Source organism: Pseudomonas sp. VMV1, assembly GCF_056790235.1.
Map to the genome: position 1 here is coordinate 1 of NZ_JBXGSE010000012.1, position 14,200 is coordinate 14,200.

Below are 14,200 nucleotides of genomic sequence, written 5' to 3' on the forward strand. Positions count from 1 at the left end.
GAAAAGTTTGGCGAGACGCTAAGGCGTGTGGGCCGATAGCCCTGCCAGCGTAAGCCGGGCAGTCGCGCGGCTGAGGTTGCCCTCACCCTCCCCCTATCCCTCTCCCGGGGGAGAGGGAACCAGGAGCGGTGCGGCTGGGCGCTTGAGGGCTACCTGACAGCCAAGGTGCTGCTTGGGGCCTGCAAGAGCACCGACAGCCCGGCTACGCCGGGCTGTCGGGTTTGAAGCGCGCAGGACTGGCGTAGGTTGGCGCTGAGCGCAGCGAAGCCCAACAGGCGAACGCTGGGTGTGCGCAGTGAGCTTTGGAAAGGAAGCCTGGGCCGAGCAGCGGGGTGAGGCCTGGATGTTGGGCTTCGCTTCGCTCAACCCAACCTACGAGAGCAACAAAAAGCCCGGCTTGTGCCGAGCTTTTTGCGTTCTGGTCGATACTCGGGACTACTCCCGATCACGCTCCAACAAGGGCTTGAGGAAGTGGCCGGTATAGGACTTCTTGTTGGCCGCGACGTCTTCCGGGGTACCCGTCGCAATGATCTGGCCACCCTTGGAGCCACCTTCCGGTCCCAGGTCCACCAACCAGTCGGCGGTCTTGATGACGTCCAGATTGTGCTCGATCACCACCACGGTATTACCGTGATCCCGCAGTCGATGCAGCACGTCCAGCAGTTGCTGGATATCGGCGAAGTGCAGGCCGGTAGTGGGTTCGTCCAGGATATAGAGCGTTTTGCCGGTATCCCGCTTGGACAGCTCCCGCGCCAGCTTCACACGTTGGGCCTCACCGCCTGACAAGGTCGTAGCGCTCTGGCCCAGGCGGATATAGGACAGGCCCACATCCATCAGCGTTTGCAGCTTGCGCGCCAAGGCCGGTATGGACTCGAAGAAGGTATGGGCTTCTTCGATGGTCATGTCCAGGACCTCGGTGATGGTCTTGCCCTTGTACTTCACTTCCAAGGTCTCGCGGTTGTATCTCTTGCCCTTGCAGACATCACAGGCGACGTAGACGTCAGGCAGGAAGTGCATCTCCACCTTGATGACTCCGTCACCCTGGCAGGCCTCGCAGCGACCGCCCTTGACGTTGAAGGAGAAGCGCCCTGGAGTGTAGCCACGGGAACGGGATTCCGGGACGCCGGAGAACAGCTCGCGGATCGGAGTGAAGAGGCCGGTGTAGGTCGCCGGGTTGGAGCGCGGTGTCCGGCCGATGGGGCTTTGGTCGATGTCCACTACCTTGTCCAGATGCTGCATGCCATCGAAGCTGTCGTGGGCTGCAACTTCCAAGGTCGTTGCGCCATTGAGCGCCGTGGCGGTCAGCGGGAACAGGGTGTTATTGATCAGGGTCGATTTCCCTGAGCCGGATACCCCGGTCACACAGGTCAGCAGGCCTACCGGAATCTCCAGATTCACGTTCTGCAGGTTATTGCCTCGAGCGCCTTTGAGCTTCAGCAGCTTTTTCTTGTCTCGCGCCGTACGCTTGGCAGGCACGACGATCTTCTTGCGACCTGATAGGTACTGACCCGTCACCGAGTCAGGATGCTTCATGACCTGGTCAGGCGTGCCTTCCGCGATGATCTGGCCGCCGTGTATGCCAGCGCCGGGGCCGATGTCGATGACATAGTCCGCCAGGCGAATGGCATCCTCGTCGTGCTCGACAACGATGACGGTATTGCCCAGATCACGCAGGTGGGTCAGGGTGCCCAGCAAGCGCTCGTTGTCGCGCTGGTGCAGCCCGATGGAGGGCTCGTCGAGGATGTACATGACGCCCACCAGGCCTGCCCCGATCTGACTGGCCAGGCGGATACGCTGGGCCTCGCCACCGGACAGGGTGTCCGCACTGCGATCCAGCGTCAGGTAGTCCAGGCCAACGTTGACCAGAAACTGCAGGCGCTCGCGGATCTCCTTGAGAATCTTGTCGGCGATCTGCTGCCGCTGACCTTTGAGGCTGAGGTCCTGAAAGTATTGGGTGGCATCGCCTACCGGCAGGCGGGTGACCGCTGGCAGGGTCTTGTCGCCAACCCAGACATGCCGGGCTTCGCGCCGCAGACGAGTCCCGTTGCAGTCGGGGCAGTGCTGGGTGCTCAGATACTTGGCCAGCTCTTCACGCACGCTCTGGGATTCGGTTTCGCGGTAACGCCGTTCCAAGTTCGGCAGGATGCCTTCGAACGGATGGGCACGCTTGACGATATCACCACGGTCATTGAGGTAACGGAAGTTGACGCTTTCGCGCCCGGAGCCGCTGAGTACCGCCTTGCGATGCCTGTCGTCGAGGCTCTTGAAAGGTTCGTCCAGGCTGAAGCCATAGTGGCTCGCCAGCGAGCCGAGCATCTGGAAGTAGTAGACATTGCGTCTGTCCCAGCCACGAATGGCGCCCTCGCTGAGGCTCATCTCCTCGTTGACCACGCGGCGGGCATCGAAGAATTGCTTCACGCCCAGGCCGTCGCAGGTAGGGCAGGCACCGGCGGGGTTGTTGAAGGAAAACAGCTTGGGCTCCAGCTCGCCGATGGAGAAGCCGCAGATCGGGCAGGCGAAGCGTGCGGAGAAGACGATCTCTTCGCCGGTCTCCCCCTCCATGGGCGCGATGATGGCGATGTCGTCAGCCAGCTTCAAGGCGGTCTCGAAGGATTCCGCCAGGCGCTGCTGCAGGTCTTCACGTACCTTGAAGCGATCCACCACCACCTCGATGGTGTGTTTCTTCTGCTTGTCGAGCTTGGGCAGCTCGTCCATTTCGTGCAGACGCCCGTTGACGCGCACGCGCACGAAGCCCTGGGCGCGCAGCTCCTCGAATACGGATAGATGCTCGCCCTTACGCTCGCGCACGATGGGGGCGAGCAGCATCAGTCGCTGGCCTTCCGGCATGGCCAATACCTGGTCGACCATCTGGCTGACGGTCTGGGCTTCCAGGGGCACGTCATGCTCCGGACAGCGCGGTGTGCCGACTCGAGCATAGAGCAGGCGCAGGTAGTCATAGATCTCGGTGATGGTACCCACGGTGGAGCGTGGGTTGTGCGAGGTGGACTTCTGCTCGATGGAAATCGCCGGAGACAGGCCTTCGATGGTATCCACATCGGGCTTTTCCATCATCGACAGGAATTGCCGGGCGTAAGCCGACAGGGATTCCACATAGCGGCGCTGGCCTTCGGCATAGAGGGTGTCAAAGGCCAGTGAGGATTTGCCGGAGCCGGACAACCCAGTGATGACGATGAGCTTGTCCCGGGGAAGGGTAAGGTCGATGTTCTTCAGGTTATGGGTGCGGGCCCCACGGATGAGGATTTTATCCACGTAAACTTCTGCCTCGTTTTGGCGGCGCTTCAATAGGACTGGAGCCTCGTCCTGGGCTGCGGCTATCTGCCGCGCCTGTGAGAGAGGGGTCAAGGCTGGTAAAATTGCTGGCCCGATAGCGGTGATCGGGCGTTCGTGATCCTGGCGGTCGGGAACGTTCGGACGAGCGCTCGGCTATCTTCACCGCTTCCTCCCTAAATGGTCATTGTCACGACTGTTTTAAAGCTGTTTGGCGACGTAAAAGCCTGTCGCCGACGAGAGGATTATCAATGCTCGACAAGCGCAGTGAAGCCATGAACGGCGTCGAACGCCGTGCCGCCCTGGGGCTGGCCCTGGTCTTCGCCTTTCGTATGCTCGGTATGTTCATGGTGCTTCCGGTCCTGGCGACCTATGGTCAGGAGTTGGCGGATGCGACTCCCGCACTTATCGGTCTTGCCATAGGTGCCTATGGTTTGACCCAGGCAGTACTGCAAATTCCCCTAGGCACCCTGTCTGATCGAATCGGTCGGCGACCCATCATCATAGGTGGACTGCTGGTGTTCGCAGTTGGTGCCGCCATTGCCGCCAATGCCCATTCCATTTGGGGTGTCATCGCCGGTCGCATCGTGCAGGGTGGCGGCGCCATTTCCGCGGCCATCATGGCGCTGCTGTCGGACCTGACCCGCGAACAGCACCGGACCAAGGCCATGGCCACCATCGGTATGAGCATCGGTGTGTCCTTTGCCGTGGCGATGGTCACTGGGCCGCTGCTGACGCGAGCCTATGGGCTTGCTGGCCTGTTCTGGGCCACCTGTGGGCTGGCGCTGATTGGTCTGCTCCTTGTGCTGTTTCTGGTGCCACGCCATGCCTCGCCCTTCTCCCATCGGGAGTCGAACCTGGCCCGGCAGGCGTTGGGCGCCACTCTGCGCAATCGGGATCTGCTGCGGTTGGACTTTGGGATCCTGTCACTGCACGCCGTACTGATGGCCAGTTTCGTCGTCCTGCCGCTGGCGCTGGCCGACCATGCCGGTCTACCCAAGGAAGAGCACTGGTGGGTCTACCTCACGGCGCTGGTAGTCGGCTTCTTCGCTATGGTCCCTTTCATCATCTATGGTGAAAAGAAGCGGCGCATGAAGCGCGTGCTGGTGGGTGCCATCAGCGTGCTGGTGCTGTGCGAGCTGTACTTCTTTTTCTTCAGCGGCAGCCTGGTGGCCCTGGTCATTGGCATCGTGGTGTTCTTCACCGCCTTCAATTTGCTGGAGGCCTCGCTGCCGTCGCTGGTGAGCAAGGTGGCGCCAGCCGGTGGCAAGGGCACCGCCATGGGGATCTATTCCACCAGTCAGTTCCTTGGTTCCGCATTGGGCGGTATCCTCGGTGGCTGGCTGTTCCAGCATGGTGGTCTGTCCACCGTCTTCCTGGGTTGTGCAGCGCTTTGCCTGGGATGGGCGGTGATAGCTGGTACGATGCGGGAACCGCCCTATGTCACCAGTCTGCGTTTGCCGGTTGCGCCTGAGCTAGTCAACGACCAAGGATTGGTCGGACGCCTGTTGGCCCTGGCTGGAGTGACCGACGCGGTAGTGGTGGCGGAAGAACAAGCCGTCTACATCAAGATCGATACTAAAATCGTCGATCGAGCGCAATTGGAGCGACTGGTAAGCCAAACGCCAGTCGCCGCTTGATCGACAGCCTCACCAGGAGATTCATATGGCCCGTGGCGTCAACAAAGTCATCCTCGTCGGCAACGCCGGCGCCGATCCCGAAACCCGTTACATGCCCAATGGCAATGCGGTGACCAATGTCACCCTGGCCACCAGCGAAAGCTGGAAGGACAAGCAGACCGGCCAGCAGCAGGATCGTACCGAATGGCACCGCGTGGTGTTCTTTGGTCGTCTGGCAGAGATCGCCGGCGAGTACATCCGCAAGGGCTCCCAGGTCTATGTCGAAGGCAGCCTGCGTACCCGCAAGTGGCAGGGTCAGGACGGTCAGGATCGCTACACCACCGAAATCGTGGTCGATATCAACGGCAACATGCAGTTGCTGGGCGGCCGCGGTGGCAATGCCGGTGGTAACGACGAATACAACCAGAGCGCACCTGCGCCCCAGCAGCAGCGTGCTCCCCGTCCGCAGCAGTCGGCACCGCAGTACGACAATGGTGGTAATGGCGGCAACGGCAACAGCCGTCCCCAGCAGCAGCCCAAGCCGCAACAGCAGCCGGCTCAGCAGGACTACGACAGCTTCGATGACGACATTCCCTTCTAAGGAACTCGTCGATCGGGCAAAGAAAAAGGGCAGCCAGTGGCTGCCCTTTCTTTTTGGTGGAGGCGGGGGGATTTGAACCCCCGTCCGCCAGCTCTCCGCTATCGGTTCTACATGCTTAGCCCTGTCTACTGAGTTAACCCATTGCGGCCCGACGGGCAGGGTGCTTTGGGCGAGCTGTATAAGTTTTAGCCGTTACGTCTACAGCGAACTTGGCGGCGATCCTGTTCTATCTGACAGTCGTTTCGGGTTTACAGGCATCCCCTAGCGACTGCTAGCCGCGTTAAGCAGCTAGAGCGTAGTTGTCGTCGTTGGCAACTATAAGTTTGCAGCAGCGAATTTACGAGTTCTGCTACCAGCTCGGCATGCCCCTCAAGTTTCGTTACCGGCGTCGAATCCTAATCGCCCCCAAAACTTGCTGGTCGTTCACTATAGGAATTCCAGCCGTCCTACGCAAGTCATTGTCGACGAAACGTTTTTCGACCGCTCTATCACTTGGCGTCCTTGCGGATGGCGCGCTGGATCTCGCGATCGGAATCGCGCTCGCGTTCGGTGGCGCGCTTGTCGAATTCCTTCTTGCCCTTGGCCAAGGCGATTTCGCATTTGACCAAGTGCTTTTTCCAGTAGAGCGACAGGGCGACGCAGGCGTAACCCTTCTGTTGCACGGCGCCGAACAGCTTGCCCAGCTCACGCTTGTTCAGCAGCAGTTTGCGGGTCCGGGTCGGATCGGCGATGACATGGGTGCTGGCCGTCTGCAGCGGGGTAATGTGGCTGCCGAGCAGCCAGGCTTCGCCGTCCTTGAGCAGGACATAGCTATCAGTCAGCTGCGCCTTGCCGGCTCTCAGGCTCTTGACCTCCCAACCTGCGAGAGAAACACCCGCTTCGAAACGGGTGTCGACGAAGTATTCGTGTAGCGCTTTTTTGTTTTGCGCGATGCTGCCGGGGGAGACTTTCTTTTGCTTGGCCATGATTCCAGGGTACAGCGAGTCGGGGGAAATGTCGCCACGCGCTTGAGCGGGTATGAGCAAACACGGACAATACCGCGGTTCTGGGCCGCGGCAGGCTGGTGCGGGAGTAAATTGCGTGCGCCGCCCTCAAATTCAAGGTCCGACACCGAATTCGCTATTCTACGAGGTTCCGATGAGCACGCACATCCAACGTTCAGCGTTGCTGCCCTATCCAGCTTCAGCGCTCTATGCGCTCGTTAATGACGTGGACCGTTATCCGGAGTTCCTGCCGTGGTGCTCGTCCGCCCAGATCCTTGAGCAGGACGAAGGCCTGATGCGCGCCGGTCTCACTGTGGCCAAGGGTGGCCTCAGCCAGCAGTTCACGACCCGCAATACCCTGGTGCCGGACGAGTCCATCACCATGGATCTGGAGAAGGGGCCCTTTAAGCAGCTGCATGGCGTCTGGTCATTCAAGGCACTGGGCGACAAGGCCTGCAAGATCTCGCTGGATCTTTCCTTCGAATACGACAGCGCCATCGTGCGCGCGACCTTGGGGCCGCTGTTCAATCAGGCGGCCAATACCATGGTGGATGCCTTCTGCCAGCGTGCGCGAGCCCTCTATGGCTGAGTACCTGCCCATCGAAGTGGCGCTGGCGCTACCGGAACGGCAGTGGCTAGTGAGTGTGCAGCTGGAGGAGGGTGCCACGGTCGAGCAGGCGGTGCTGTCTTCGGGGCTGCTTGAGAAATTGCAGCCCGGCCAGCGCGCGCAGTGCCAAGTCGGCATCTTTGGCAAGCGGGTCATCAACACGTCTGAGCGAAGGCTGGAAAAGGGAGATCGGGTGGAGATCTACCGCCCGCTGCTTGCCGACCCCAAGGAGAGTCGCAAGCGGCGCGCAGAAAAGGCCAGGTCGAAGACCGGCCTCTAGTCGAGGATCACTGTCCTTCGGTACGGATGCGCTCGGGCGTCGGGACATCGGCCGGACGAGCACTGTCGATCTCTTTCTGGATGCTGTCTTCGGTCGAGCCGGGGATCGCGGGCGTTTCCGGCGCTGCCGCAGGGGCAGTAGGTTGCACCGGCGCAGTGGAGTCCACTGTGGTGCCGCTGTCAGTGCCCATGATCCGTTGTTCGCGACTGGTGCCCGGCATGAAGTCACCGGCCAGGCCGCTCAACTGATTGTCGCCATTGAACACCAGGCTGACACGCTCCTGCTTACGCTGGCCACCGGCGGCCTGCAGGCTGTACAGATAGTCCCAGCGATTGGGATGGAAGGTGTCCTGGATCAGTGGCGAACCCATGATAAACCGGACTTGTTGTCGGGTCATTCCGGGGCGCAACTGGTCTATCATGTCCTGGGTGACGACGTTGCCCTGTTGGATGTCGATCTTGTAAACCCCCGGCAGAGAGCAGCCGGCGAGCATGGCTAGGCCCATCAGAGAGAGCCCGGTCAGCGTTTGCTTGAGGTTTTGCATCGGTGGGAGACTTCCACTATCTTGCTGGGCAACGAAGCACCGATCATACCCGTATTCCCGAGGGCTGCGAAAGCACTCGGCACCGAGAAAGAGCATGGTAGAGAACAACGAACTCCGCAAAGCGGGTCTGAAAGTGACCCTGCCGCGCGTCAAGATATTGCAGATGCTGGACACCACCGAGCAGCGCCACATGAGCGCTGAAGACGTTTACAAGGCGCTGATGGAAGCAGGCGAGGACGTAGGGCTGGCAACGGTCTACCGGGTCCTCACCCAGTTCGAGGCGGCTGGTCTGGTGGTGCGTCATAATTTCGATGGCGGCCATGCCGTGTTCGAGCTGGCTGATACCGGTCATCATGATCACATGGTGGATGTGGATACCGGCGAAGTCATCGAGTTCACCGATGCGTCGATCGAAAAGCGTCAGCGCGAGATCGTTGAAGAGCACGGTTTTGAGCTGGTCGATCACAACCTGGTGCTGTACATCCGTCAGCGCAAGTGAAGATCCAGACATGAAAAAGGCGACCCGGAGTCGCCTTTTTCATGTCTGGTGCTGTGGACGGCTAGCGGCTGACCACCAGTTTGCGGGCGTGGGCGAGGGATTCGCGGGTGAGGTCGACGCCGCCGAGCATGCGCGCCACCTCTTCCACGCGCCGCGCCCGGTCCAGCTTGGCGACCGCAGTGCGCGTCTCGTCGGTGCCGCGCTCCTTGTGCACGAACAGATGCTGGTGACCTTGGGCTGCGACCTGGGGTAGGTGGGTAACCGTCAGCACCTGGCCACGCTCACCCAGTTGCCGCAGCAGTTGGCCGACCACCTCGGCCGTCGGGCCGCCGATACCGACGTCCACCTCGTCGAATACCAGGGTCGGGGTGCGCGAGGTCTGGGCGGTAATGACCTGGATGGCCAGGCTGATACGTGACAGCTCACCACCCGAGGCGACCTTGGCCAGTGGGCGCAGGGGTTGGCCCGGGTTGGCGCTGACGCGAAATTCGACGCCCTCGTTGCCCAGTGGCTGGGGTTCACCGGTACTGCCCGGCGTGAGCGTGATACTGAAGCGGCCGCCCGGCATGCCCAGGCGCTGCATTTCCGTCTCGACCGCTGCTGCGAGCTCTGGCGCGCGCTGCTCGCGCAGGCGACTCAGTTCGCCAGCCTTCTCCTGGTAGTGGCGCTCGAAGGCGGCCAATTCTTCTTGCAAGCGCTCCAGCGCGACATCGTCGGCGTCCAGGGATTGCAGCTCATTGCGCAGCTGGTCGTGCAATTCCAGCAGGGCTTCGGGCTGCACCCGATGCTTGCGGGCAAGGCTGTAGACGCTGTCGAGACGCTCCTGCACGGCCTGTTGGCGCTCCGGATCGGCTTCGAAATGATCGACGAAGCGATTCAATTCATTCATCGCCTCCTCGATCTGGATCTGGGCGGAGGCTAGCAGGTTGCTGGCTTCCTGGATCTGCGCAGGCGGGCGGTCGAAGGCAGTCAGGCGTGCCACGCTGGCATTGAGCGCTGACTGGGCGTTGCCCTGCTCGTTCTCGGTACAGAGGTCCATGGCCTGGCGGCAGGCCAGCAGGATGTGCTCGGCGCTCGCCAGGTCGCTTTGCTCCTGTTCCAGTGCCTGCAGCTCTCCCTCGGCCAGGGCGAGATTGTCGAGTTCTTCCAGCTGATAACTGAGCAACTGGTGGCGAGCACGCTGTTCGTCACCGTTGCGGGTAAGACGCTCCAGGGTCTGGCGCACCTGGCGCCAGCGCTGGGCGGCAAGCTGGACCTGGCGAACCAGTTCGCCCGCGCCCGCGTATTCGTCCAGCAGGCGGCGATGGGTGTCGAGACCGAGCAGCGACTGGTGTTCGTGCTGGTTGTGGATGTCGATCAGCAGGCCGCCCAGGGTCTTGAGGTCGGCCAGTGGGCAGGGCGAGCCATTGATATAGCCGCGCGAGCGTCCTTCGCGGGTGATGACGCGGCGCAGCAGGCAGGGGCCGTCCTGCTCCAGGTCTCGCTCGGCGAGCCACTGGCGCGCCTCGGGGATGTCGGTGGTGTCGAAGCTGGCCAGGACATCGGCCTTGTCGGCACCAGGCCTGACCGCATCGCTGTCGGCGCGGTCGCCAAGGGTGAGGCCGAGGGCGTCGAGCATGATGGACTTGCCAGCGCCGGTTTCGCCGGTGATCACGGTCATGCCGCGCTCGAGGTCGAGGTCGAGGTGTTCGACGATGGCGTAGTTGCGGACGGACAGATGCACCAGCATGCGACGATCTCCGGAGACGGTTTTCTGGTTGTTTATACAGTGCCTCTCGAGCACTGGCAATCCATACAGCTCTTGAAGCGCCGGCCGGCGGCCCCATATAGGCGCCATCGATCAAGGCGTCGTCCATTAGAGGGCGCGCCCACCGGCATTATCACAGGAGGACTCCATGGCCGACGAACAGAACTCCCAGACTCCCGAGCACGAAGCAGCCGCTCAGGGCGACGTCCAGCACGAGGATCTCGCTGCCCGCGTTGCCACGCTCGAAGAGCAGCTCGCTGCTGCCCAGGATCAGTCGCTGCGCAGCGTCGCCGACCTGCAGAACGTGCGTCGTCGCGCTGAGCAGGATGTGGAGAAGGCGCACAAGTTCGCGCTGGAAAAATTTGCTGGCGATCTGTTGCCGGTACTCGACAGCCTGGAGCGTGGCCTGGAGCTGTCCAATGCCGCGGACGAAGCCTTGAGGCCCATGCGCGAAGGCATGGAGCTGACCCTGAAGATGCTGCAGGACACGCTCAAGCGCTATCAGGTCGAGGCCGTCGATCCCCACGGCGCGCCTTTCAATCCGGAACACCACCAGGCCATGGCCATGGAAGAGAGCGCCACCGCCGAGCCGGGCAGCGTGCTCAAGGTGTTTCAAAAGGGCTATCTGCTCAATGGTCGCCTGCTGCGGCCGGCGATGGTGGTCGTGAGCAAGGCCCCTGCCGCACAGCAGCCGAGCATCGACGAAAAGGCTTGAAATTCTTTCGCTCGGCCCCATCTGGTAGGCAAGCGAACATCAAAGGCCCCCTGAGCGGGCCGCGCGGAATCTGAGATTTCTGGAGAAGACTACATGGGCAAGATTATCGGTATCGACCTGGGGACTACCAACTCCTGCGTCGCGATCCTCGAAAACGGCAACGTCAAGGTACTGGAAAACGCCGAAGGCACCCGTACCACGCCGTCCATCATCGCCTACACCAACGATGGCGAGACCCTGGTTGGCCAGCCGGCCAAGCGCCAGGCGGTGACCAATCCGCAGAACACCCTCTATGCGGTCAAGCGACTGATCGGCCGGCGTTACGAAGAAAACGTCGTGCAGAAAGACATCCAGATGGTCCCTTACAAGATCGTCAAGGCAGACAACGGTGATGCCTGGGTCGAAGCCAAGGGCCAGAAGATGGCGCCGCCGCAGATCTCTGCCGAAGTCCTGAAAAAGATGAAGAAGACCGCCGAGGACTACCTGGGTGAGACTGTCACCGAAGCGGTCATCACCGTGCCGGCCTACTTCAACGACAGCCAGCGCCAGGCCACCAAGGATGCCGGTCGGATCGCCGGTCTGGACGTCAAGCGCATCATCAACGAGCCTACCGCGGCAGCCCTGGCCTATGGCCTGGACAAGGCCAAGGGCGACCACACCGTGATCGTCTATGACCTGGGCGGCGGTACCTTCGATATCTCGGTCATCGAGATCGCCGAGGTCGACGGTGAGCATCAGTTCGAGGTGCTGGCCACCAATGGCGACACCTTCCTGGGTGGTGAAGACTTCGACATCCGCCTGATCGACTATCTAGTCGAAGAATTCAAGAAAGAAAGCGGCATGAACCTCAAGGGCGATCCGCTGGCCATGCAGCGCCTGAAGGAAGCTGCCGAGAAGGCCAAGATCGAACTGTCTTCGGCTACCCAGACCGACGTCAACCTGCCGTACATCACGGCCGATGCCAGTGGTCCCAAGCACCTGAACGTCAAGGTCTCCCGCGCCAAGCTGGAGTCCCTGGTGGAAGAGCTGGTCGAGCGCACCATCGAGCCGTGCCGTACTGCCCTGAAGGATTCCGGCCTGGACGTCTCCGACATCCACGAGGTCATCCTGGTGGGCGGTCAGACCCGTATGCCGCTGGTGCAGAAGCGCGTTGCCGACTTCTTTGGCAAGGAAGCGCGCAAGGACGTCAACCCGGACGAAGCCGTCGCCATCGGTGCCGCCATCCAGGGCGCCGTGCTGGCCGGTGATGTCAAGGACGTGCTGCTGCTGGACGTTACCCCGCTGACTCTGGGCATCGAGACCATGGGTGGCGTGATGACCGCGCTGATCGAGAAGAACACCACCATCCCGACCAAGAAGTCGCAGGTGTTCTCCACTGCCGACGACAACCAGGGCGCCGTGACCATCCACGTGCTGCAGGGCGAGCGCAAGCAGGCCGCGCAGAACAAGTCGCTGGGCAAGTTCGACCTGGCCGAGATCCCGCCGGCGCCGCGTGGCGTGCCGCAGATCGAGGTGACCTTCGACATCGACGCCAACGGTATCCTCAACGTGTCCGCCAAGGACAAGGCCACTGGTAAGCAGCAGTCCATCGTCATCAAGGCATCCTCCGGGCTGTCCGAGGACGAGATTCAGCAGATGGTGCGTGACGCCGAGGCCAATGCCGACGAGGATCGCAAGTTCGAAGAGCTGGCCGCGGCTCGCAACCAGGGCGATGCTCTGGTGCACGGCACTCGCAAGATGCTGACCGAGGCGGGCGACAAGGCCACGGCCGAAGAGAAGAGCACCATCGAGAAGGCCATTGGCGAGCTGGAAGTCGCCGTGCGCGGTGACGACAAGGACGCCATCGAAGCCAAGATGAATGCTCTGTCCCAGGCCTCCGCGCCGCTGGCCCAGAAGCTCTACTCCGAGCAGGGCGCTGCGGCAGGTGCCGAAGGCGCCTCGGCCAAGGCGGACGGTGATGCCAAGAAGCCCGGTGACGACGTGGTCGACGCCGAGTTCGAGGAAGTGAAGGACAACAAGTAAGCCCCGTGCTTACCGCACCTGACGGGCTTCGGCCCGTCGGATCCGCCACGCGGGAGCCTGCTCCCGCGTTGGCGTGTCTGGAGGGTGAGAAAATTTAAGGTGCAGAAAGTCTATGGCCAAACGTGATTACTATGAGGTGCTCGGGGTTGAGCGCGGCGCCAGCGAAGCCGAGCTCAAGAAAGCCTACCGACGCCTGGCGATGAAATACCACCCGGATCGCAATCCGGGGGACGCAGCTGCCGAAGAGCAATTCAAGGAGGCTGCGGAGGCCTACGAAGTGCTGTCCGATGCGGGCAAGCGCTCGGCCTACGACCAGTACGGCCATGCTGGCGTCGATCCGAGCATGGGCGGCGGCGGTTTCGGCGGCGCCGCAGGGGGTGCGAACTTCTCCGACATCTTCGGCGACGTCTTCAGCGACTTCTTCGGCGGGCGCGGTGGTGCCGGTGGCCGCGGCGGTCCGCAGCGCGGTGCCGATCTGCGCTATACCCTGGATCTGGACCTCGAAGAGGCAGTGCGCGGGACCACGGTCACCATTCGCGTGCCCACCCTGGTCGAGTGCAAGGTGTGCGACGGCAATGGCGCCAAGCCAGGTACCTCGGCGTCCACCTGCCCCACCTGTGGCGGCATTGGCCAGGTGCGGATGCAGCAAGGTTTCTTCTCGGTGCAGCAAACCTGCCCGCGCTGCCACGGCAGCGGCAAGATCATTCCCGAGCCCTGCACGGCCTGTCATGGCCAGGGTCGCGTGGAAGAGCAGAAGACCCTGTCGGTCAAGGTGCCGGCGGGCGTCGACACGGGCGACCGCATCCGTCTGACCGGCGAAGGCGAGGCCGGGACCCTGGGTGGCCCCAGTGGCGACCTCTACGTGGTGGTCAATGTGCGCGAGCACTCGATCTTCCAGCGTGACGGCAAGCATCTCTATTGCGAGGTGCCGATCAACTTCACCGACGCCGCCCTGGGGGGGGAACTGGAAGTGCCGACCCTGGATGGCCGCGTCAAGCTGAAGATCCCCGAAGGCACTCAGACCGGCAAGATGTTCCGCCTACGCGGCAAGGGCGTGACGCCCGTGCGTGGCGGTGGCGCTGGCGATCTGATGTGCAAGGTGGTGGTGGAGACCCCGGTCAACCTGAGCCGGCGTCAGCGCGAGCTGCTCGAGGAGTTTCGCAACACCCTGCAGAGCGACAGCTCCCATTCGCCCCGGGCCAGTGGCTGGTTCGACGGCATGAAGCGCTTCTTCGACGACCTCTAAACCGGCAGGGGCGCCGTCGCGAGGCGGCGCCCGGCCAGCAGCCTGGAGC

The 14,200-nt window shown here is 62.2% G+C and carries 12 protein-coding genes and 1 other RNA gene; 8 read left to right on the forward strand and 5 right to left on the reverse strand.

Annotated features, from left to right (window positions below; all coding sequences use genetic code 11):
- Positions 1–435 precede the first annotated feature (435 nt).
- Positions 436–3,270: an excinuclease ABC subunit UvrA gene (uvrA, locus tag ACUCV0_RS22620; protein WP_482213799.1), complete on the reverse strand. Its 2,835-nt coding sequence runs from the start codon at positions 3,268–3,270 to the stop codon at positions 436–438.
- A gap of 269 nt (positions 3,271–3,539) precedes the next feature.
- Between uvrA and ACUCV0_RS22625 the strand changes: the two genes are divergently transcribed.
- Both ACUCV0_RS22625 and ssb read left to right on the forward strand, forming a co-directional pair.
- The gene (locus ACUCV0_RS22625) at positions 3,540–4,928 is read left to right on the forward strand and encodes an MFS transporter (RefSeq protein ID WP_059313353.1); all 1,389 of its coding nucleotides are present in this window, start codon (positions 3,540–3,542) and stop codon (positions 4,926–4,928) included.
- 25 nt (positions 4,929–4,953) lie between these two features.
- Positions 4,954–5,508 carry a single-stranded DNA-binding protein gene (ssb, locus tag ACUCV0_RS22630; protein WP_059313354.1) on the forward strand — a complete coding sequence of 185 codons (555 nt, stop codon included), beginning with the start codon at positions 4,954–4,956 and terminating at the stop codon, positions 5,506–5,508.
- Between the two features lie 54 nt (positions 5,509–5,562).
- Here the strand turns inward: ssb and ssrA are convergent.
- Positions 5,563–5,915, reverse strand: a transfer-messenger RNA (tmRNA) gene (ssrA, locus tag ACUCV0_RS22635).
- 81 nt (positions 5,916–5,996) lie between these two features.
- The gene (gene smpB, locus ACUCV0_RS22640; RefSeq protein ID WP_007162671.1) at positions 5,997–6,473 is read right to left on the reverse strand and encodes an SsrA-binding protein SmpB; all 477 of its coding nucleotides are present in this window, start codon (positions 6,471–6,473) and stop codon (positions 5,997–5,999) included.
- Positions 6,474–6,645: 172 nt separating this feature from the next.
- Between smpB and ACUCV0_RS22645 the strand changes: the two genes are divergently transcribed.
- Both ACUCV0_RS22645 and ACUCV0_RS22650 read left to right on the forward strand, forming a co-directional pair.
- A complete protein-coding gene (locus ACUCV0_RS22645; protein WP_017640639.1) occupies positions 6,646–7,080 on the forward strand; it encodes a type II toxin-antitoxin system RatA family toxin in 435 nt (144 codons plus the stop codon).
- Positions 7,073–7,378 carry an RnfH family protein gene (locus ACUCV0_RS22650; RefSeq protein ID WP_482213800.1) on the forward strand — a complete coding sequence of 102 codons (306 nt, stop codon included), beginning with the start codon at positions 7,073–7,075 and terminating at the stop codon, positions 7,376–7,378. Before ACUCV0_RS22645 ends, ACUCV0_RS22650 begins: the two co-directional genes overlap by 8 nt.
- A 7-nt stretch (positions 7,379–7,385) precedes the next feature.
- Here the strand turns inward: ACUCV0_RS22650 and ACUCV0_RS22655 are convergent, their stop codons facing one another.
- Complete coding sequence (locus ACUCV0_RS22655; RefSeq protein WP_059313356.1) at positions 7,386–7,922, reverse strand: outer membrane protein assembly factor BamE; 537 nt, start codon at positions 7,920–7,922, stop codon at positions 7,386–7,388.
- Positions 7,923–8,016: 94 nt separating this feature from the next.
- Between ACUCV0_RS22655 and fur the strand changes: the two genes are divergently transcribed.
- Positions 8,017–8,421: a ferric iron uptake transcriptional regulator gene (gene fur, locus ACUCV0_RS22660; RefSeq protein WP_007162667.1), complete on the forward strand. Its 405-nt coding sequence runs from the start codon at positions 8,017–8,019 to the stop codon at positions 8,419–8,421.
- 61 nt (positions 8,422–8,482) lie between these two features.
- Here the strand turns inward: fur and recN are convergent, their stop codons facing one another.
- Positions 8,483–10,150, reverse strand: coding sequence for a DNA repair protein RecN (recN, locus tag ACUCV0_RS22665; protein ID WP_059313357.1), 1,668 nt, complete (start codon positions 10,148–10,150; stop codon positions 8,483–8,485).
- A gap of 166 nt (positions 10,151–10,316) precedes the next feature.
- Between recN and grpE the strand changes: the two genes are divergently transcribed.
- The 3 genes from grpE to dnaJ all read left to right on the forward strand — a co-directional run bounded on the left by grpE (position 10,317) and on the right by dnaJ (position 14,151).
- Positions 10,317–10,883, forward strand: coding sequence for a nucleotide exchange factor GrpE (gene grpE / locus ACUCV0_RS22670; RefSeq protein WP_059313358.1), 567 nt, complete (start codon positions 10,317–10,319; stop codon positions 10,881–10,883).
- Positions 10,884–10,976: 93 nt separating this feature from the next.
- Entirely contained in the window at positions 10,977–12,905 is a 1,929-nt protein-coding gene (gene dnaK, locus ACUCV0_RS22675; RefSeq protein WP_059313359.1) for a molecular chaperone DnaK, read from the forward strand.
- A gap of 112 nt (positions 12,906–13,017) precedes the next feature.
- On the forward strand, positions 13,018–14,151 hold the full coding sequence (gene dnaJ, locus ACUCV0_RS22680) for a molecular chaperone DnaJ (RefSeq protein ID WP_059313360.1): 1,134 nt from the start codon (positions 13,018–13,020) through the stop codon (positions 14,149–14,151).
- Positions 14,152–14,200 lie beyond the last annotated feature (49 nt).

What these genes read in the sequence shown, in the direction of transcription:
- ACUCV0_RS22625 (WP_059313353.1), top strand. Translation starts at nt 3,540, where the DNA reads ATGCTCGACAAGCGCAGTGAAGCCATGAACGGCGTCGAACGCCGTGCC.
- ssb (WP_059313354.1), top strand. Translation starts at nt 4,954, where the DNA reads ATGGCCCGTGGCGTCAACAAAGTCATCCTCGTCGGCAACGCCGGCGCC.
- smpB (WP_007162671.1), bottom strand. Translation starts at nt 6,473, where the DNA reads ATGGCCAAGCAAAAGAAAGTCTCCCCCGGCAGCATCGCGCAAAACAAA.
- ACUCV0_RS22645 (WP_017640639.1), top strand. Translation starts at nt 6,646, where the DNA reads ATGAGCACGCACATCCAACGTTCAGCGTTGCTGCCCTATCCAGCTTCA.
- ACUCV0_RS22650 (WP_482213800.1), top strand. Translation starts at nt 7,073, where the DNA reads ATGGCTGAGTACCTGCCCATCGAAGTGGCGCTGGCGCTACCGGAACGG.
- ACUCV0_RS22655 (WP_059313356.1), bottom strand. Translation starts at nt 7,922, where the DNA reads ATGCAAAACCTCAAGCAAACGCTGACCGGGCTCTCTCTGATGGGCCTA.
- fur (WP_007162667.1), top strand. Translation starts at nt 8,017, where the DNA reads ATGGTAGAGAACAACGAACTCCGCAAAGCGGGTCTGAAAGTGACCCTG.
- recN (WP_059313357.1), bottom strand. Translation starts at nt 10,150, where the DNA reads ATGCTGGTGCATCTGTCCGTCCGCAACTACGCCATCGTCGAACACCTC.
- grpE (WP_059313358.1), top strand. Translation starts at nt 10,317, where the DNA reads ATGGCCGACGAACAGAACTCCCAGACTCCCGAGCACGAAGCAGCCGCT.
- dnaK (WP_059313359.1), top strand. Translation starts at nt 10,977, where the DNA reads ATGGGCAAGATTATCGGTATCGACCTGGGGACTACCAACTCCTGCGTC.
- dnaJ (WP_059313360.1), top strand. Translation starts at nt 13,018, where the DNA reads ATGGCCAAACGTGATTACTATGAGGTGCTCGGGGTTGAGCGCGGCGCC.